The organism is Pustulibacterium marinum (assembly GCF_900116665.1).
GTDB lineage: Bacteria > Bacteroidota > Bacteroidia > Flavobacteriales > Flavobacteriaceae > Pustulibacterium > Pustulibacterium marinum.
Map to the genome: position 1 here is coordinate 100,478 of NZ_FPBK01000004.1, position 18,780 is coordinate 119,257.

The 18,780-nt window shown below is 35.5% G+C and carries 17 protein-coding genes; 4 read left to right on the top strand and 13 right to left on the bottom strand.

The annotated features are described in order from the left end of the window. Positions 1 to 172 precede the first annotated feature (172 nt). From BM383_RS07790 to BM383_RS07800, 3 genes are all read left to right on the top strand, one after another. Positions 173 to 2,389 carry an NADP-dependent isocitrate dehydrogenase gene (locus BM383_RS07790; RefSeq protein ID WP_093024564.1) on the top strand — a complete coding sequence of 739 codons (2,217 nt, stop codon included), beginning with the start codon at positions 173 to 175 and terminating at the stop codon, positions 2,387 to 2,389. Between the two features lie 87 nt (positions 2,390 to 2,476). Then, on the top strand, positions 2,477 to 3,295 hold the full coding sequence (gene murQ, locus BM383_RS07795; protein WP_093024565.1) for an N-acetylmuramic acid 6-phosphate etherase: 819 nt from the start codon (positions 2,477 to 2,479) through the stop codon (positions 3,293 to 3,295). Continuing rightward, a complete protein-coding gene (locus BM383_RS07800) occupies positions 3,273 to 3,515 on the top strand; it encodes a DUF6095 family protein (RefSeq protein WP_093024566.1) in 243 nt (80 codons plus the stop codon). The genes murQ and BM383_RS07800 overlap by 23 nt, the downstream gene beginning before the upstream one ends. Here the strand turns inward: BM383_RS07800 and BM383_RS07805 are convergent, their stop codons facing one another. Further along, the gene (locus tag BM383_RS07805) at positions 3,516 to 4,535 is read right to left on the bottom strand and encodes an arginase family protein (RefSeq protein ID WP_093024567.1); all 1,020 of its coding nucleotides are present in this window, start codon (positions 4,533 to 4,535) and stop codon (positions 3,516 to 3,518) included. It abuts the gene before it with no gap. 169 nt (positions 4,536 to 4,704) lie between these two features. Here BM383_RS07805 and BM383_RS07810 point away from each other — a divergent pair, with 169 nt between their 5' ends. Beyond that, positions 4,705 to 5,595: a hypothetical protein gene (locus BM383_RS07810; RefSeq protein WP_093024568.1), complete on the top strand. Its 891-nt coding sequence runs from the start codon at positions 4,705 to 4,707 to the stop codon at positions 5,593 to 5,595. 78 nt (positions 5,596 to 5,673) lie between these two features. Here the strand turns inward: BM383_RS07810 and hutI are convergent, their stop codons facing one another. The 12 genes from hutI to BM383_RS07870 all read right to left on the bottom strand — a co-directional run bounded on the left by hutI (position 5,674) and on the right by BM383_RS07870 (position 18,745). Then, positions 5,674 to 6,909 carry an imidazolonepropionase gene (gene hutI / locus BM383_RS07815; protein WP_093024664.1) on the bottom strand — a complete coding sequence of 412 codons (1,236 nt, stop codon included), beginning with the start codon at positions 6,907 to 6,909 and terminating at the stop codon, positions 5,674 to 5,676. Between the two features lie 61 nt (positions 6,910 to 6,970). Next, the gene (gene lpdA, locus BM383_RS07820) at positions 6,971 to 8,377 is read right to left on the bottom strand and encodes a dihydrolipoyl dehydrogenase (protein ID WP_093024569.1); all 1,407 of its coding nucleotides are present in this window, start codon (positions 8,375 to 8,377) and stop codon (positions 6,971 to 6,973) included. Between the two features lie 303 nt (positions 8,378 to 8,680). Next, positions 8,681 to 10,969 (bottom strand): VWA domain-containing protein, encoded by a 2,289-nt coding sequence (locus BM383_RS07825; RefSeq protein WP_245766550.1) that lies wholly within the window; start codon positions 10,967 to 10,969, stop codon positions 8,681 to 8,683. 3 nt (positions 10,970 to 10,972) lie between these two features. Next, a complete protein-coding gene (locus tag BM383_RS07830; RefSeq protein WP_093024570.1) occupies positions 10,973 to 11,344 on the bottom strand; it encodes a TonB-dependent receptor plug domain-containing protein in 372 nt (123 codons plus the stop codon). A 112-nt stretch (positions 11,345 to 11,456) separates the two neighbouring features. Next, a complete protein-coding gene (locus BM383_RS07835; protein WP_093024571.1) occupies positions 11,457 to 12,539 on the bottom strand; it encodes an AMP-binding protein in 1,083 nt (360 codons plus the stop codon). 35 nt (positions 12,540 to 12,574) lie between these two features. Next, on the bottom strand, positions 12,575 to 13,486 hold the full coding sequence (locus tag BM383_RS07840; protein ID WP_093024572.1) for a CPBP family intramembrane glutamic endopeptidase: 912 nt from the start codon (positions 13,484 to 13,486) through the stop codon (positions 12,575 to 12,577). A 2-nt stretch (positions 13,487 to 13,488) separates the two neighbouring features. Further along, positions 13,489 to 14,526 (bottom strand): o-succinylbenzoate synthase, encoded by a 1,038-nt coding sequence (locus tag BM383_RS07845; protein ID WP_177229086.1) that lies wholly within the window; start codon positions 14,524 to 14,526, stop codon positions 13,489 to 13,491. A gap of 46 nt (positions 14,527 to 14,572) precedes the next feature. Next, positions 14,573 to 14,980, bottom strand: coding sequence for a response regulator (locus BM383_RS07850; protein ID WP_093024574.1), 408 nt, complete (start codon positions 14,978 to 14,980; stop codon positions 14,573 to 14,575). Beyond that, positions 14,980 to 16,089, bottom strand: coding sequence for a sensor histidine kinase (locus BM383_RS07855; RefSeq protein WP_218157920.1), 1,110 nt, complete (start codon positions 16,087 to 16,089; stop codon positions 14,980 to 14,982). Before BM383_RS07855 ends, BM383_RS07850 begins: the two co-directional genes overlap by 1 nt. 142 nt (positions 16,090 to 16,231) lie before the next feature. Next, positions 16,232 to 16,915: a metal-dependent hydrolase gene (locus BM383_RS07860; RefSeq protein WP_093024575.1), complete on the bottom strand. Its 684-nt coding sequence runs from the start codon at positions 16,913 to 16,915 to the stop codon at positions 16,232 to 16,234. Between the two features lie 83 nt (positions 16,916 to 16,998). After that, complete coding sequence (gene menA / locus BM383_RS07865) at positions 16,999 to 17,895, bottom strand: 1,4-dihydroxy-2-naphthoate octaprenyltransferase (protein WP_093024576.1); 897 nt, start codon at positions 17,893 to 17,895, stop codon at positions 16,999 to 17,001. 10 nt (positions 17,896 to 17,905) lie between these two features. Next, the gene (locus BM383_RS07870) at positions 17,906 to 18,745 is read right to left on the bottom strand and encodes a 1,4-dihydroxy-2-naphthoyl-CoA synthase (protein ID WP_093024577.1); all 840 of its coding nucleotides are present in this window, start codon (positions 18,743 to 18,745) and stop codon (positions 17,906 to 17,908) included. Positions 18,746 to 18,780 lie beyond the last annotated feature (35 nt).

Genomic DNA, 18,780 nt, shown 5'->3' on the forward strand with positions numbered 1-18,780 from the left:
CTTTTTTTGTGTCTAATTCTTGGTAATTCAGAAGTAAATTATACCACTAATTAAAAAGCTCTAAAACTTTGTATAGTATTTAGCAAAACTATACATATCTTAATTTTCAAAAACTAGCATAAATTGTATATTTGTTTCCATTTGAAATATTTATACCAATATAATCACTCATATGTCAAACTCTAAAATAATGTACACCATAACGGATGAGGCTCCGATGCTGGCTACACATTCGTTTTTGCCTATTATACAGGCGTTCACTAAATCTTCAGGCATCGAATTTGAAACAAAAGACATTTCTTTAGCTGGAAGAATTTTAGCTAACTTTTCAGACATGCTACCGGCAGACCAACAAGTTCCAGATGCGCTTGCAGAATTAGGAGCTTTGGCTACTACTCCGGAAGCTAATATTATTAAATTACCAAATATATCTGCTTCAGTTCCTCAGTTAACTGCTGCAATCAAAGAATTACAAGCTTTAGGTTTCGACCTTCCTAATTATCCATCAGACCCAAAAACAGACGAAGAAAAAACCATCAAAGCAAAATATGCTAAGGTTTTAGGTTCGGCTGTAAACCCGGTTTTAAGAGAAGGAAACTCAGATCGTAGAGCGCCTAAAGCTGTTAAAAATTACGCAAAAGCACATCCACATAGTATGGGTGCTTGGACAGCAGATTCTCAATCACACGTTGCTTCTATGGACGAAGGTGATTTCTACGGAAGCGAAAAATCTGTAACTATACCTGCAGCTACTACTTTTACCATTTCTTTTGAAGGAACTGATGGAACGACTACCGAATTAAAAGGTGCGTCTCCATTAGAAGCAGGAGAAATTATTGATAGCTCTGTAATGAGCATGGGCAAATTAAAAACTTTTATTGCTAAAGAAGTTGCAGATGCCAAAGCAAGTGGAGTATTATTCTCTGTTCACATGAAAGCTACTATGATGAAGGTTTCAGATCCTTTAATTTTTGGTGCTTTTGTTGAAGTATACTTTAAAGACGTTTTTGAAAAATACGCTGCTCTTTTCAAAGAATTAGGTATAGATACTAAAAACGGTTTAGGTGATGTATATGCTAAAATTGACGGTCACGAAAAACAAGCTGAAGTAGAAGCTGCCTTAGCTGCTGCCATTACCAACGGACCAGATTTAGCCATGGTAAATTCTGATAAAGGAATTACCAACCTTCACGTTCCATCAGATGTAATTATCGATGCGTCTATGCCAGCAATGATCAGAAACTCTGGTCAGATGTGGAACAAAGACGGAAAATCTCAAGATACCAAAGCTATTATCCCAGACAGATGTTATGCGGGTGTTTACCAAGCAACTATCGACTTCTGTAAAACTAACGGAGCCTTAGATCCTACTACCATGGGTAGCGTTTCTAACGTTGGTTTAATGGCTAAAAAAGCTGAAGAATACGGTTCTCACGATAAAACTTTCCAATTAGCTAGCGCTGGTACTGTTAAAGTAACAGACGGAAATGGAACTGTTTTAATGGAACAAGCTGTTGAAGCCGGAGACATTTTCAGAATGTGTCAAGTGAAAGATGCTCCTATTCAAGACTGGGTTAAACTTGGTGTAAATAGAGCAAAAGCTACTGGAGTTCCTGCAATTTTCTGGTTAGATAAAAACAGAGCGCACGATGCACAATTGATCGAAAAAGTAGAAACGTATTTAAAAGATCATGATACTACTGGATTAGAAATTAAAATTTTAGCGCCAGTTGAAGCAACTCAATTTTCTCTAGAAAGAATTGTAAAAGGTTTAGATACTATTTCGGTTACCGGAAACGTGTTAAGAGATTATCTTACAGACCTTTTCCCAATTCTAGAAGTTGGTACTTCTGCTAAAATGCTTTCTATTGTTCCGTTGATGAACGGTGGTGGATTATTTGAAACTGGTGCTGGTGGATCTGCTCCAAAACACGTTGATCAGTTTACAGAAGAAAACCACTTACGTTGGGATTCTTTAGGTGAGTTCTTAGCATTAGGAGTTTCTTTAGAGCATTTAGGACAAACCTATGACAATGCAAAAGCTATTGTTTTAGCGGAAGCCTTAGATGTTGCTACTGAAAAATTCTTAGAAAATGACAAGTCACCTTCTAGAAAAGTAAACGAACTTGATAACAGAGGAAGTCACTTCTATTTAGCGATGTATTGGGCTGAAGCATTGGCAAACCAAAACAAGGATGAAGAATTAAAAACTTTATTCTCGAATGTTTTTGCTAAAATGGCCGCAAACGAAGCTACAATTGCAGAGGAATTAATCGCTGTTCAAAGAAAATCTATGGATATTGGTGGATATTACAAACCAAATACCGAAGCTACTTTTGCAGCTATGAGACCAAGTGCTACTCTAAATGAAATTATCGATTCATTATAAATGATATCTTACTCATAAATAGAAAGCGGCTGATTTTACAGCCGCTTTTTTTATGGATTTCCTTTTCCTAAATTGTATTTTTGCTTTATGAATTTTGAAAAAACCACCGAAAAAGATTCGAATTACGATCAGTTAGAAAACATGAGCGTAAGAGAACTTTTAAGTAACATCAACAACGAAGATAAAACAGTCCCAAATGCAGTGGAAAAAGCCATTCCGCAAATTGAAGCTTTGGTTCAACAAATTGTTCTAAAACTGAAAACTGGCGGACGTTTATTTTACATGGGCGCAGGTACTAGCGGACGTTTGGGTGTTGTAGATGCATCTGAATGCCCTCCTACTTTTGGAGTTCCTTTTGATAAAGTGGTTGGACTCATTGCTGGTGGTGATACGGCGATTAGAAAAGCTGTTGAAAATGCAGAAGATAATACTGAACAAGGTTGGAAAGATCTACAAGACTACAATATTTCTAATGAGGATGTTGTAGTAGGTATTGCGGCTTCAGGAACAACTCCGTATGTGATTGCTGCGTTGGAAAAATGCAATACTGAAAACATCGTGACAGGTTGTATTACTTGCAACGAAGGAAGTCCGTTAGCCAAAGCTGCTCAATTTCCTATTGAAGTTGTGGTAGGCCCTGAGTTTGTTACCGGAAGTTCTCGTATGAAAGCAGGAACCGCTCAGAAATTAGTTCTGAATATGATTTCGACCACTACCATGATTCAATTAGGACATGTAAAAGGAAACAAAATGGTAGACATGCAATTGAGTAATGACAAATTAGTAGCGCGTGGAATTCGTATGATTATGGAACAAATTCCAGTTTCTGAATCAACCGCTGCTGAGCTTTTAAACAAACACAAAAACGTAAGAAACGCGATAGATGCCTACAGAACACAGCAATAGAGAACTGATAAAAAAAGGAGTAACCCGCATGGTTGCCATGGTTAGTTTATTTTTCCTGGGGCCAATTGTAATCCATTCCAGTTTTAAAAACACCGACAAACCATTGTTTATTCCGGTATTAATTATTGGAATTTTAATCTGTTTTATTGGAGTCTACCAAGCATTTAAAGGCTTGCAAATTGTCATGAAAGCCCTTTTTAATGATTCTGACAAGAAGTAATTATCGAATAAAATCGGTAATCAAACAAGATATAAACGTTCCCACTTGCTGCAATTCAGTTTTATTTTCAGGATCTGGAGTGGCTTCAGAAATATGAAGGTAGGTTGTGTTTTCATTGGAGCTTAGCATTGCTACAGCTTTTCTAACTTCTCTAGTTGTAAAACCATTCATGCTTGTTGCATCTGTTGGAAAATTGGTAATGGCATCGCAATCTATTTCTAAACCATAAGCCGAAGTTTTCAAAAATTCAAAAGCTTTGTTCAGTTCAAAATCAATTCCTTTTTCATACCTGATAAACAATTCTTCAAACGTAGTGTATTTAATATTTGACTTGTTCTTCTTAATGTTCGATAATACATATTTTGGAATATGGTTTTCCTGCAAACCAAAAATGTAATACCTCTTAAGAAACCCTTCCTTCAAAGCATAACTGAAACCGTTTCCACTATGACGACCATTCATTTTAAGTAAATCTGAATGTGCATCAAAATTAATCACATTTAAGGCCATATTTTTAGCCAAAGCACAACCTTTGATAATTCCGTAGGCGTTATTTTGACCGCCACCTATGATAATTGGAATTTTACCACAACCTACAATCTTATGAATCCAAAAGGTAACTTCTTTATCTATTGCATCTACAATTTGCTTTACTGCTTTATGGCCCTCTTCTGAATTCACATCTAGGTCAGCCACTTTTTGAGCCTCTTCTGAAAAGTCTAGATGCCCAAGAATCAATAGTTTTTTTCCTTTGTTAAACTTATTGTTTTGCGTATTTAATAATGTTTTTAAGGTAGCATTCCAGGTAAATGTTGCATCTTTCTCACCCAACCCAGCTTTGATCCCTATATTTTCCGGGATTCCTAATAAAACATAAGAAGCTTTAGAAACCTCGAATTGGCTATCCAAAGAATCATTATCGTGCACATAACCAACCTTTTCACCAAACTTTACTTCGCCCTTTCGGTGACGAATAAAACTATTTATTTTCGGCAAATTATAGGTAACAAGTTTATTCATGAAATGCAATATTAAGTCTTACAAACTTAGTTTAAATTAAATAGCCTTAATCCACTATTGGCAATTATTATTTTGTTAAATTCGCACAAGATGGTTTATAATTTATGTTAAAACCATTTAGACTCATGATTAATTAATTTTTCTTAGCACAAACCAAAAGAAACAACTTATGGCAGAAAAAAGTAACAACACTGCGTTGAAAGCAATTGCTATAGTACTAGTAGTTGCCTTAATTGGACTAGGCTTTTTTGCGTATTCACAATATAGTGAAAACAAAAAGACTGAAGCAAATTTAGAAAATCAAAAAACAGAACTTAAAAAAGAGCTCGAAAATTATCGTGAAGAATTAGCAGCAGAAAAAGGCACTAAGGATTCTTTGAACATGGAATTAGACAAAGCTATGGCCGAAATCCAAGTATACATTGATTCCATTGGATCACTTGAAACTTCGGTTGCAAACTTAGAAAAGTTTAAAGGTTGGGCTTACTCGCTAAGAAAGCAAAAAGAAGATTTGATGGCTCGTGTAGATTCTCTTGAAAAAGCTAATAAATACATTACCATGCAAAGAGACAGTACAGTTACTGCTCTGGATGAGCAAATTGTATTTTCTGATTCTTTAGTAACCCAAAATACAAAGCTATCAGATGTAGTTAAAATGGGAGCTGCTTTGAATTTAGCTAAATTGAATATTGATGCTATTAAAGTTAGAAACAGTGGTAAAACAAAATCTGTTAACAAAGCAAAAAGAGCTGATAAAATAAAAGTTTGTTTTACGGTTGCTCCTAATAAAATTGCTACCGCAGAAGACAAAGCATTCTATATTCAAGTAGTAGACCCTAACGGAACTATTTTGGGTGATAATGCATCATCAGCTACGGTGGAAGAAAAAGAACCTATCCTGTACAGTAAAGTATCTAACTTCTATTATGAGAACTCAACGTTAGATGTTTGTGAATATATCAACAAACCGGGAGAAGAATTTCCTGAAGGAAATTATCAAGTTACGCTATATGACGCTCAATTAAATCCATTAGGAACTACAGATTTTACTTTGGATTAATTGAAAAAATTATAGAAAAATTGCAGAAGAAAAAAAAAAAAGAAAACGGTGATAAGCAATCTTATCACCGTTTTTGTTTTATATAAATGTTCCGTGAATCATTACCTTTTCTAGCAAATGATCTCCGAAAGCATAGGGCAAATAATAGTAAGACGGAATCTCCTTGGTTACTAAAATATTCGCTTTTTTACCTTTGGTAATGCTTCCATAGTCTTTAGCCAAATCCATGGCATAGGCTCCGTTTAAAGTAGCTGCGTTGATAGCTTCTTCTGGAGTCATTTTCATTTTGATGCAAGCAGTAGCAACTACAAAATTCATATTGCCACTTGGCGTAGTTCCAGGATTGTAATCCGTTGCTAAAGCCAACGGCAAACCTGCATCCATTAGTTTTCTTGTAGGCGTATACGGAATGGAAATAAAATACGAACAAGTTGGCAAAGCAACCGGCATCGTACTAGAATTTTTAAGTACTTCTATATCCTTGTCTTCTAAAACTTCTAAATGATCAACCGATAGTGCATTGTGTTTTACACAGGCCTCAATTCCATCAATTACCGTGAATTGATTCACATGTATTTTTGAAGGTAGACCGTATTTTTGAGCAGCTTCCATAATGCCTTCTGTTTGTGCGACTGAAAAATAACCAGTTTCGCAAAAAGCATCTACAAAATCTGCCAAGCCTTCCGAAGCCACTTTCGGCAACATTTCATTAATAATAACATCAATATACGCTTCTTGATCTTCTTTATATTCTGGTGGAAAAGCATGTGCTCCTAAAAAAGTAGCTTTGATTGGTAGCGGAAATTCTTCGTTCAATCTTTTAATAACACGAAGCATTTTCAATTCGGCTTCAGTAGTTAACCCATAACCCGATTTAATTTCGATAGCTCCGGTTCCCATTTGCATCACAGCTTCTAAACGTTCTTTAGATTGCTGGTATAAATCTTCTTCAGAAGTTTCCTGAAGTTTTTTAGCTGAATTTAAAATTCCTCCTCCTCTATTCGCTATTTCTTCATAGCTCAAACCGTTGATTCTGTCTACAAATTCTTGCTCTCTGTTACCCGCATAGACCAAATGCGTATGACTATCGCACCAAGCTGGTAACACAATTTTTCCGGTACAATCTTCGACATGATCCGCTTCTAAAATTCCTAAATCGGCCATAGCACCGTAATCAACAATTACCTCATCTTCTACTAAAAGAAAGGCATTTTTGATAGACGGTAAGATTTTCATATCCGCTCCGGAAATTTTTTCTTCTCCATTTTCACGAATCTGAATAAGCTCTTTAATATTGGTAAAAAGTGTTTTCATAATCATTGTAATTAAAAAGGCTGCCCGAGGACAGCCTTTCAAATGTAATATATTTTAAACCTTAGGTATGTAAAGGTCTGTTATCTGTAGCCGCTAAAGCAGCTTCTTTCACAGCCTCTGCATACGTTGGGTGTGCATGACTCATTCTAGAAATATCTTCAGCAGACGCTCTAAATTCCATAGCAGTAACTGCTTCTGCAATTAAATCGGCTACTCTGGCACCAATCATGTGCACTCCTAAAACCTCATCGGTAGCTTCATCAGCTAAAATTTTGATAAAACCATCGGTGTCCATACTTGCTCTAGCTCTACCTAAAGCGCGCATTGGGAATTGACCCGATTTGTATTTTACACCATCGGCTTTTAACTGCTCTTCTGTTTTACCAACAGCCGCAACCTCTGGCCAAGTGTACACAACACCAGGAATTAAGTTATAATCAATATGTGGTTTTTGTCCGGCTAAAATTTCAGCAACCATTACTCCTTCTTCTTCAGCTTTGTGTGCCAACATTGCTCCTTTAACAACATCACCAATTGCATAAATATTTGCAGCAGATGTTTGTAAATGATCATTGGTTTCAATCTGACCTCTATCGGTTAAATTTACTCCGGCAGCTTCTGCATTCAATCCGTCTGTGTAAGGTTTACGCCCCACAGAAACTAAACAGTAATCACCTTCAAAAACTACTTCGTTTCCTTTTTTATCATCTGCCTTCACGGTAACTGTGTCACCTTGGCGGGTAACTTCTTTTACTTTGTGAGAAGTGTAGAATTTAAATCCTTGCTTTTTCAATACTTTGGTTAATTCTTTAGACAAAGCACCATCCATACCAGGAATAATTCTGTCCATAAACTCAACCACAGAAACCTGAGCTCCTAAACGGCTGTATACTTGTCCAAGCTCTAAACCAATAACTCCACCACCAATAATTACCAGGTGATTTGGAACTTCTTTCAATTTTAAAGCTTCGGTAGAAGTGATTACTCTTTCTTTATCAATATCTATAAACGGCAAAGATGAAGGCTTAGAACCTGTAGCAATAATAGTATGTTTTGCTTCAATCTTATCAGTTTCTCCGTCTGCCTTAGCTATTTGGATATGAGTAGCGTCTACAAAACTACCAACACCTTGATATACATCAATATTGTTTTTTCCCATCAAGAATTCTATTCCTTTGGTGGTTTGATCTACAACACCTTGTTTACGCGCAATCATTTTTTCAAGATTAGCTTTCACTTCTCCTGAAATTTCGATTCCGTGCTCTTCAAAATGTTTTACAGCATCGTGAAAATGGTGTGTAGAGTCTAACAACGCTTTCGAAGGAATACATCCTACGTTTAAACAAGTTCCTCCAAGAGTGCTATATTTTTCTATAATGGCAGTTTTCATCCCTAGCTGTGCGCAACGAATAGCGGCTACATAACCACCGGGACCCGAGCCGATAACGGCTACATCATATTGATTCATAATACGTTTATTTGGTATCTATATATTAGTCTATTATTCTGATTACAATATTTTGAACTTACGCTGCTTTTGTAATCAGCTACTTTTTACCTAATTATTTTAGATTTATCTAAACTTAATTAGATATCAGTTATAACAAATGTACAAATGTTTTGAAAGTTAGCACTAAATAAACGTAGCGTTTCTGCTAAAAAGTTGTAGATATTTAAACTAAGGATTTTATAAAAATAAAATAGTCTCAAAACTCACTCATCATATACTGCTTCTTGTGTTTTGAGACTATTTTCCCCGAACCCTTAATTTTTATAAATTTTGAACTGACTTTACCAATCTTATAAACTCTGATCGGTAGCCGTCTTTATCTTTTGCTTTGCCCTGGTCTGCTAATTGAATAACCTGACTAACATCGGCATTGTTATCAAAGGAAGAACCTTTTAATTCCATTCCAAATAATGCTACTGCAGCTGCAAAACTGAAATCATCTGGCATGGTCTTCACTTCATCTTTATGCACTTGCACCATTTCAATACTTGTATCGCCATTCGGTTTTTTATATCGAAATTTGACTGTAAACAACTCGTCGTTGTAGTTATTTTCAATCTTTTTATCTGCATATTTCAAATCGGGAACATCTCTTAGATATTCACTTTCTACCCCCACAGGAATCACTTCGTACAACGCGGTTACCGTATGCCCCGCTCCTAATTCACCTGCATCTTTGGTATCATCTGTAAAATCTTCCGCAGCTAACATTCGGTTTTCATAACCAATCAATCGATATGCCTGAACTTTTTTTGGATTGAATTCAACCTGAATTTTCACATCCTTTGCAATGGTATATAGCGTACCTCCAAATTCCTTGCCAAAAACTTTTTGAGCTTCCTGCATATTGTCTATATACGCATGATTTCCATTTCCTTTATCGGCTAAGGTTTCAAGTTTTGAGTCTTTGTAATTACCCATTCCGAAACCTAACACCGATAAAAACACGCCACTTTTTCTTTTTTCTTCTATCAAATCTTCCATGGCTTTATCTGAAGAAGCGCCTACATTAAAATCGCCATCTGTGGCTAAAATCACTCGGTTATTTCCTTTCTTTTTGAAGTTTTCCATAGCCGTGTTGTAAGCCAATTCAATTCCTGCACCACCAGCTGTAGAACCGCCCGCTTGTAAATTGTCTAAGGCTTGCAATATTTTTTCTTTTTGATCGCCATTCGTTGGAGGCAACACCATACCCGCTGCGCCCGCGTAAACCACAATGGCAACTTTATCCTTTTCCCGTAATTGATTTACCAATAGTTTGAAGGCTTGCTTTAACAATGGTAATTTATTTTGACTATTCATAGACCCCGAAACATCAATCAAAAATGTCAAATTGGAAGCAGGCAAATCATCATTCTGAAATTCCTTTCCTTTGAGCCCAACTCTTACTAATTTGGTAGCTTCGTTCCAGGGAGTTTTGGCTACATTGGTAGTGATGGAAAACGGATGCTCATCAGTCGGTTGTGGATAATCATAATCGAAATAATTGATCATTTCTTCAATCTTTACAGCATCAGCCGGAATGGACATTCCGTTATTGATCATTCTTCTGATATTGCTATAGCCTGCTTTATCAACATCAATAGAAAAGGTTGAAAGTGGTTTCGACCTTACATTTTCAAACGGATTTTCGTGAATCACAGCATAACTTTCATTCTCTAAAATTTGAAAATTCCCTAATTGCGTATCAATGATTATGCAACCGTGTTTGGCTAATTTCCCGTATTTTTCTTTCGCTTCTTTCGAGTCTAATTTTGATTTCGATTTGATTTCTTTCTCTGGTAATTTTTCAATTAAAAGATTATTCCCTTTGTCGATAGGTTTTCCGTCTACAATGTATAAAGGTTCTTTTTTCTGATGCTTTTCTTCATCTTTTGTAGTTATAATGACAACTCCGTTGACACCTCTACCTCCATAAATTGACGTCGCTGAAGCATCTTTTAAGACATTTATAGAATTGATTGAATCTGTACTTATCTGTTGAAATTTATATTCTGAAACCGGAACTCCATTTACCACGTACAAGGGTTTGGCATTCTTAATAGCACCAACTCCTTTAATTTTAATCGTCTTTGCCGATCCTGGAGTACCTTGTCCTGTTTGTACATTGACACCTGCCACTCGTCCTTGTAACGCTTGATCAACATTGGCATTCTTTCTCTTAGATTTTCTACTACTCGAAACCGTTGTAACAGCCCCTGTAACTTCCATTCTTCTTTGTGTTGCATAACCTACCACCACAACTTCATCTAAAGTCGATATATCAGGTTGTAAACTTACATTGATTACATTTCCCTTTTTCACTTCCATTTCAGCAGTACTAAATCCTAGAAAAGAAAAAACTAACACATCCCCTTCTTTTGCTTCTATAGCATAAATTCCATCAAAATCGGTTTGAACTCCTGTTTGACTTCCTTTGATGAAAACGTTAACTCCGGGAATAGGATTGGCATCTGAGGCAGCTACAACTTTTCCGGTAATTAATTTTTCTTGGGCAAAACCTAACGTTACAAATAGGCTCACCATAATAATGGATATAATTCTTTTCATGATTTACAGATTTTGAGTTAGCACTGGAATAACAGATGCATTTGCATTGGGCAACACGGTAATACTTTCTATATCTGAAGGATTTAATGCTTGAAAAACCTCCATAGTAGTGCGCACACCGTCTATATAAACAATGTGATTTTCTTCATTTCGAATTCGGAAAACAGGAGTTTGCCCTATTTGTTTATTGTAGATTTGAATTCCTGGAACCTTAGCGTAGAGGGCATTAAACACATCTTGCAATGTATTCATTGTAAATTCATCTGCTGAAACTTTATAACAAGTGATAGTCTCGCAATACTTAACTTCTGGAGTTTGCTGAGCAAAAACTGATGATGTCAGCAATAACATGAGGAGATAAAAAAATGGCTTCATAGTTTTTATTTTTATTTGAAATAAAACTACAAAGCCAAGATTTTGTATAAAACGAGCATTGAGCAAACTGAAACAAATTACTCGTAAAACTCACTTTTCAATGAGTATGTATTTATGAATGAATCAACGCTGCAGTCTCTGAACGCTGAATTTTATCATTTGCGGTTCTTATAAACTTAGGTAACATTACCACATCTTTGGGTACTTCGTATCTTTCAAGATCAGCCGCAGCTACTTGTTCTTTTACGTCTTGAGCAAGTTCAGCTTTTCCTTCTACAACTACCACTAATTTTTCTCCCAATGTTTCATCTGGAATTCCAGTTACAAAAAATGGTTTTGTAATCGTGTTTAATTTTGCTTCTACACGCTCTGGAAATAATTTAATTCCGCCACTATTAATGGTATTGTCTATTCTTCCCAGCCATTCAAACTTTTTGTGTGTGATAATATTTACAACATCATTGGTCACAACTTCTTCATCTGAAATTTGTGGCGCATGAATCACCAAACATCCACGTTCATCTGTCTTCAAAGTAACTCCTGGAAGTGCTTTGAAATATGGGTTTTCTTTACCTTTTTTAAACTTGTTAACTTTTCTGGCAGCGATATGTGTTATGGTTTCCGTCATTCCGTATGTTTCATAAACATACGTTGAAACTTTTTGTAATTCTGACTTTAAACTTGGTTTCATTTGAGCACCACCAACGATCAGTTTTTTAACTCGGTTCAATTCATCCAAAGAGGATTGCACTTGCATTGGAACCATAGCACAGAAATCATACTCCTTTTCATTATACATTAAAGGATATCTGTCTGGCGGAACAATGTCTATTTCTAATCCAAGAATTAACGCTCTAACCAACATCATTTTTCCAGCAATATAATCAGCCGATAAACAATGTAATGCTCTATCTCCTACTTCCAATTTGAAATGATTGGCTGTAGCGATGGCAGAATTTACCATTTTGTTCTTTTCGATCTGAATGGATTTTGGTTTTCCAGTAGAGCCTGAAGTTTTCACCGTTACATATTCACTATCATCTAGCCAATCTAACAAAAAATTACCTACCGATACTTCACTGGGTTTTCCTTCCTTTATAAACGTGTATGCTACGTCGTTTAATTGTTCTCTGGTGAAATGATATCCGTTTAATTTAAATCTGTTGTGAACATTTTTGAAATTTGGAATTTGCATTGTTCTTTATTTTACAGTTAGTAGTCATGTTAAAGTTACTGCAAGTTACCAAACAATTTCTCCTTCCACCCTTTCCATTTGAAAATTTTAGCAAAAAATAACAAAATAATTGCTTGAATAAATACTGGAGTAAAAACATCGAATCCTAATGATGGATCTGAAACATCTACAAGAATAGAATCGGTTTGAATAGCCGACCAATCAGAGGTGATTAATAAAGCACCAATAATATTGTTTCCTGCATGATAGCCTAGTGAAAGTTCCATACCTTCATCCATCAAGGTTAAAATACCTAGAAAGAAGCCCGTACCGATATAATATACCAGAATCAAATAGCCTAGTTTGTCTAATTCCGGATTAAAAATATGCATTAAACCAAATATTACAGACGTTACTATCAATGGCCACCATTTAGTTTTTGAAATTACTCCCAATCCCTGCATTAAATATCCTCTAAACAGATATTCTTCAAAACTTGTTTGCAATGGTAATAATAGAAATGCTATAGCGCACAGAATTAAAAATGGTTGCAATTGAAAATTAAAAACATAGTCTCCAGGTGACAACCAATAATCTAAAAGAACCAAAGAAATATTAACTACCGAAACCATTAAAAAACCAATTCCAATACGTTTGAAGTCAATTCGATTTCTTGAAGTAGTTAATTTTAATAATGAAAATTTGTGCACGTATTTCACCCACAAGAACAAGGTAATTAAGCCAATAGCAAAACTTACGATACTTAAAACTAAGAACGAGTTTTTACCAATAACGTCAATGATCTCACTCATGGTGGTAGGAAAACTACCTTCTTGCATGGCTTTTAAAGCTACATATCCTCCTAATGGTAATGCTCCAACAACTTGCCATGCAATAAAAATTACAATGGCTCCTAAAAGGTATAACCACCAATCATGTCTGCCATGCAGCGCTTGTTTTATGTACATGCTTATATTAAATTAAAATTCCAATCCTTATTAGGATCATAAGTTAATGTTCCTTGCTTCACTTCTAATGGTGAATCAAAATTATTGGTATACAGCGAACCTGTTCCCAATCCTTGTGGCATTTTACTATTTAGCGTATAAGTGAACTGCGCTATGGCATTTAAACCTACATTACTTTCTAGCGCACTGGTAATCCACCAACCCATACTGTTTTTTTCTGCCAATTCAATCCACTCTTTAGAACCTTGAAAACCTCCAATTAAACTAGGTTTTAGAATGATGTATTGTGGTTGAATTTCGGTCACTATTTGTTGTTTTTTGTTGAAAGATGTTACACCTATTAATTCTTCATCCAAAGCAATATCCAATGGTGTAGTTTCGCAGAGTTTTGCCATTTCCTGAACTTGACCTGTTTTTATAGGTTGTTCAATTGAGTGTAATTCAAACTCTGACAATCTCTTGAGTTTTTCCAAAGCATTTTTAGGTTGAAACGCTCCATTTGCATCCACTCTTATTTCAATTTCATCAGAAGTAAACTGTGAACGAATGTATTTTAACAAATCTAATTCAGCATCAAAATCAATAGCGCCAATTTTTAGTTTGATACAATCAAAGCCAGCTTTAAGCTTCTCTTCTATTTGAGATTTCATGAATTCTTTCTCACCCATCCAAACAAGTCCATTTATAGGAATTGCTGTTTTTCCATTGGTGAATTCCGACGGAAAAAGTTCAAACTTAGATTTTGATTTTAGGGATAAAAATGCTTGTTCTAATCCAAATTGAATGGATGGAAAATCCTCTAACTGGAGTAGCAATTCCTTCTCTCCAAGATAAATATGCTCACAAACCCATTTGAGCTTTTGCTCATAATCTGGACGGTCATCAAAACTTAAGGTTCTAAGAATTCCACATTCTCCTACACCTATGTTGTTATCTTCAGAAAGAATAAGAAACCAGGTTTCTTTGGTAGTAAGAACGCCCCTGGAAGTTCCACTGGGGCGTTTGAAATTGAGTATATATTTTTTGTATTCAGCCTTCATAATTCTAATAAAAGCTAAAGGTACTTATTATCATTAAAATGAAGTATTAAGATTCCGGAAAGTATTTGGTCATGATATCTTCTATAGCCTGATTGTTTAAAGGTTTATTTTTAAAATCATCAATTTCGGGAATCTCTTTTGCCTTATCATAATCATCAGGATTCAAAGATGTAGTTAACATGACGATAATAATTTTTGCCTTTTGAGAATCCTTGAGCTTCTTGTACTCTTCTAAAAATTCCCAACCGTTCATAGCCGGCATATTGATATCTAAAAAAATGAGTTCTGGTTGATCTAAGTTCTCAGTTTTTGAAACTAAATAATCAAGTGCGGCTTTACCGCTTGTTACGGCATCCACGTGTTCTGCACAATGACTATCGTTAATAATCTTTTTATTTATGAAGTTTGTAGCGATATCATCATCAACCAATAATATATTTTTAAGCTTTTTCATTATTCAACAGGTTTAAGAGTGAAATAGAATGTACTACCTTTTCCTATCTTGGATATAACCGATATTTTTCCTTGATGTAACTCAACAATTTTTTTACAATGTGCTAATCCAATACCGGTACCATCATACTCTTCACGTTCATGTAATCTTTGAAACATTACAAAAATACGATCCAAATAACGCTCTTCAATTCCAATACCGTTATCTCTAACATAAAACTCCCAACCGTCGCGTTTTAGCTGAGCAGAAATAATAATTTTTGGAGCTATATCTGGTTTTCTAAACTTAATTGCATTAGAAATCAAATTTTGAAATAACAAACGTAACTCTATACTATATGCTTTTATTTCTGGCAATTCATCAACAAGGATTTTAGCATTGTTATCTTCAATTAATTCAGATAGATCATCTACGATATTTAAAACTAATTCCTTACAATTTACAACTTCCAAATTCTTTTTTTGACCAATTCTTGAGTAATCTAACAAGCCTTTTACAAGCTCACTCATTCGTCCTGTTGCTTTGGAAATAAAATCTAAATACAACATGCCAGTATCATCTAACTGTTGCTGATATTCCTCTTCAAAAAGTTTCACAAAATTGGTAACTGTACGCAATGGTTCTTGCAAATCATGCGAAGCTATATACGTGTATTGTTCAAGCTCCTTGTTTTTTTGTTCTATCTCTTTGGTGTGATTTATAAGTGCTTCCTCGGCTAATTTTCTTTCGGTAAGATCTCTAGTTAGTTTTACATAGCCGGTTACTACGTTTTCATCATTATGAATTGCTGTTATGGTAACACTTCCCCAAAAAAGAGAACCGTCTTTCTTAACACGATAACCTTCGTCTTCGGCCCTACCTTCTAGGTGAGCTTTTTCTAAAATTACATCAGGTTTGCCAAAATCCAAATCACGTTGGGGATAGAATCTGCGAAAATTTTTTCCGATAATTTCTCTAGCTGAGTAGCCTTTGATTCGTTCTGCTCCTTTATTCCAGTTTACTATATTTCCATCTATATCTAGAAGTATAATAGCATAACCTTCAATTTCATTGAGCATTTTTGGTACATAGTCGACATAAGAATCAACTTCAGGGGTAAACTTAAACATAAAAAATAGATAAAGGGTCGAGGCAAATATACTAGGCTCAACATAACTTCACTCATTATTTGTTAATTATTTAACAAAATACAATCAAAAACCTCCTGAAAATGAAGTCAGAAGGTTTTTAAAATTATTCTTTTCTATCTTTTTATACTTCAATAGAAGCTCCTAAATCTAACAACAGCAATTCTTTGTTTTTTGCCTTAAATGTCTCTAAAGCTTTGGAATGATCTATTTCTATCAAACCAAAGGTATCATAATGACAACCTAGAATTTTGTCACATTCTACAAATTCGGCCGCTACTACGGCTTCATCTGGCCCCATGGTGTAATTATCTCCAATTGGTAAAATGGCTAAATCTAAAGTAAAAAACATCGGAATTAACTTCATATCCATCGTTAAAGAAGTATCTCCTGCAATGTAAACAGTTTTACCACCCGCTTGCATTACAAATCCGCCTGGTAAACCACCACTCGCTCCATCAGGAAATGTAGATGAGTGATGTGCAATTACATATTTTACTTTTCCAAAATCGAACTCCCAACTTCCACCGTGGTTCATTCCATGAGCTTTGAAACCTTTTTCACCATAATACGAAGCAATTTCGGCATTGGAAACAATCACGGTTTCTTCGTTATTCTTCGCAATAGTTTCTACATCTAACACATGATCTTGATGGGCATGCGTTAGTAAAATATAATCTACTTTAATATCTTCGGCAGTAATGATTCCTTTCAAATTTTCATTCCCAGAAATAAAAGGATCTACCATAATTGTTTTTCCTGCAACTTCTATAAACAATGAATTCTGACCGTAATAGGTAATTTTCATACTAAGATTTTTTTGAATTTAAACTTGTTAAAAATATCCGTTTTTAAGCCTGAAACTACAAGCTACCCACTGTTAATCTTTCTTTAAAAATTGAGGAACTGCCCCACTAAAAAGAGAATCGACATCAAAAAAGTACTGAGTGCTACTTTCTTCAATTCGCCATCTAACAAATGTTCTTCTTTGTTTTTTTTAACGGTGATCATATGCTTTATTAACGGAATGAATGCCACTACATACATAATTTCCCAAGTGGTATCCCAGGAAAGAATGGAATAGCACATCATTAATATCATGGCTAATATCAATAAATAATAATGATAAAACTTAGCCATTTCTGCGCCCATTCTCACTACCAATGTATGCTTCCCCGATTTAATATCGTTTTCACGATCGCGCATATTGTTCAAATTCAATACAGCAATACTCAATAAGCCGACTGAAACGGCCGGTAAAACCACTTTCCAATCAAAAGTATGTACATATAAAAAGAACGAACCTATAACACTGACCAATCCAAAAAAGATAAAGACAAATAAATCGCCAAAACCAGAATATCCGTAAGCAGATTTCCCTACCGTATATTTAATAGCCGCCACGATCGATGCAACTCCTAAGAAGAAAAACAGTACCGAATACCCAAAATTCTCCATTCCGAATGCGGCATAAATCAATCCGAGTGCAATGATTAAAGTGATAATAGTTACCACTATCATTCCTTTCTTCATTTGCTCAGCCGTAATCACTCCTGCGGCAACCATACGCTGTTCTCCGGTTCTTTTGGCATCGGTTCCTTTTACACCGTCACCATAGTCATTAGCAAAGTTAGACAGTACCTGAAAACCAACCGTTGTTAGCAAGGCCAATACAAAAATTGTCGTATTAAAATGCCCGTATGATACAGCAATTGCCGTACCCACCAGAATTCCTGATAACGATAACGGCAATGTGCGTAAACGAGCGGCTTGTAGCCAATGTTTCATAAATCTTCTATTAAGGAATGTATTTTTTCTCGAAGTTTGGTTTACGTTTTTCTAAAAACGCATTTCTTCCTTCTTTTGCTTCGTCTGTCATATACGCTAAACGAGTAGCTTCACCAGCAAACACTTGTTGCCCTACCATTCCGTCGTCTGTTAAATTCATAGCGAATTTTAGCATTTTGATAGAAATTGGTGATTTTGCCAAAATTTCTTGCGCCCATTCATAGGCAGTATCTTCTAATTCAGCATGCGGAATTACAGCATTCACCATTCCCATTTCGTACGCATCTTGAGCTGAGTAATTTCTACCTAAAAAGAAAATTTCACGCGCTTTCTTTTGTCCTACCATTTTTGCCAAATATGCAGAACCATAACCACCATCAAAACTAGTTACATCGGCATCGGTTTGTTTAAAAATAGCGTGTTCTTTACTCGCCAAAGTCAAATCGCACACCACGTGTAAACTGTGTCCGCCACCAACAGCCCAACCCGGAACAACCGCAATCACAGCTTTTGGCATAAAACGAATCAATCGTTGCACTTCTAAAATATTCAAACGGTGATAACCATCGTCACCCACATAACCTTCTTTTCCTCTGGTTTTTTGATCGCCTCCACTACAGAAAGAATACACGCCATCTTTAGGAGACGGACCTTCGGCAGATAACAACACCACACCTATAGAAGTGTCTTCATTGGCATCGTAAAAAGCTTCGTACAATTCTTTGGTTGTTTGCGGACGGAAAGCATTTCGAACTTCAGGACGGTTGAAGGCAATACGCGCTACACCATCACATTTTTTATAAGTTATATCGGTAAATTCCTTTACGGTTACCCAATTTATATCGCTCATATTTTGTTAATTTACCGTAAAATTAATCTATTTCT

Bases quoted from the DNA above. Each gene is read 5' to 3' on its own strand.
- BM383_RS07800 (WP_093024566.1), top strand. From the start codon at position 3,273: ATGCCTACAGAACACAGCAATAGAGAACTGATAAAAAAAGGAGTAACC.
- BM383_RS07790 (WP_093024564.1), top strand. From the start codon at position 173: ATGTCAAACTCTAAAATAATGTACACCATAACGGATGAGGCTCCGATG.
- BM383_RS07830 (WP_093024570.1), bottom strand. From the start codon at position 11,344: ATGAAGCCATTTTTTTATCTCCTCATGTTATTGCTGACATCATCAGTT.
- lpdA (WP_093024569.1), bottom strand. From the start codon at position 8,377: ATGAATCAATATGATGTAGCCGTTATCGGCTCGGGTCCCGGTGGTTAT.
- BM383_RS07805 (WP_093024567.1), bottom strand. From the start codon at position 4,535: ATGAATAAACTTGTTACCTATAATTTGCCGAAAATAAATAGTTTTATT.
- menA (WP_093024576.1), bottom strand. From the start codon at position 17,895: ATGAAACATTGGCTACAAGCCGCTCGTTTACGCACATTGCCGTTATCG.
- BM383_RS07855 (WP_218157920.1), bottom strand. From the start codon at position 16,089: ATGTTTAAGTTTACCCCTGAAGTTGATTCTTATGTCGACTATGTACCA.
- BM383_RS07870 (WP_093024577.1), bottom strand. From the start codon at position 18,745: ATGAGCGATATAAATTGGGTAACCGTAAAGGAATTTACCGATATAACT.
- hutI (WP_093024664.1), bottom strand. From the start codon at position 6,909: ATGAAAACACTTTTTACCAATATTAAAGAGCTTATTCAGATTCGTGAA.
- BM383_RS07845 (WP_177229086.1), bottom strand. From the start codon at position 14,526: ATGAAGGCTGAATACAAAAAATATATACTCAATTTCAAACGCCCCAGT.
- murQ (WP_093024565.1), top strand. From the start codon at position 2,477: ATGAATTTTGAAAAAACCACCGAAAAAGATTCGAATTACGATCAGTTA.
- BM383_RS07810 (WP_093024568.1), top strand. From the start codon at position 4,705: ATGGCAGAAAAAAGTAACAACACTGCGTTGAAAGCAATTGCTATAGTA.
- BM383_RS07850 (WP_093024574.1), bottom strand. From the start codon at position 14,980: ATGAAAAAGCTTAAAAATATATTATTGGTTGATGATGATATCGCTACA.
- BM383_RS07840 (WP_093024572.1), bottom strand. From the start codon at position 13,486: ATGTACATAAAACAAGCGCTGCATGGCAGACATGATTGGTGGTTATAC.
- BM383_RS07835 (WP_093024571.1), bottom strand. From the start codon at position 12,539: ATGCAAATTCCAAATTTCAAAAATGTTCACAACAGATTTAAATTAAAC.
- BM383_RS07825 (WP_245766550.1), bottom strand. From the start codon at position 10,969: ATGAAAAGAATTATATCCATTATTATGGTGAGCCTATTTGTAACGTTA.
- BM383_RS07860 (WP_093024575.1), bottom strand. From the start codon at position 16,915: ATGAAAATTACCTATTACGGTCAGAATTCATTGTTTATAGAAGTTGCA.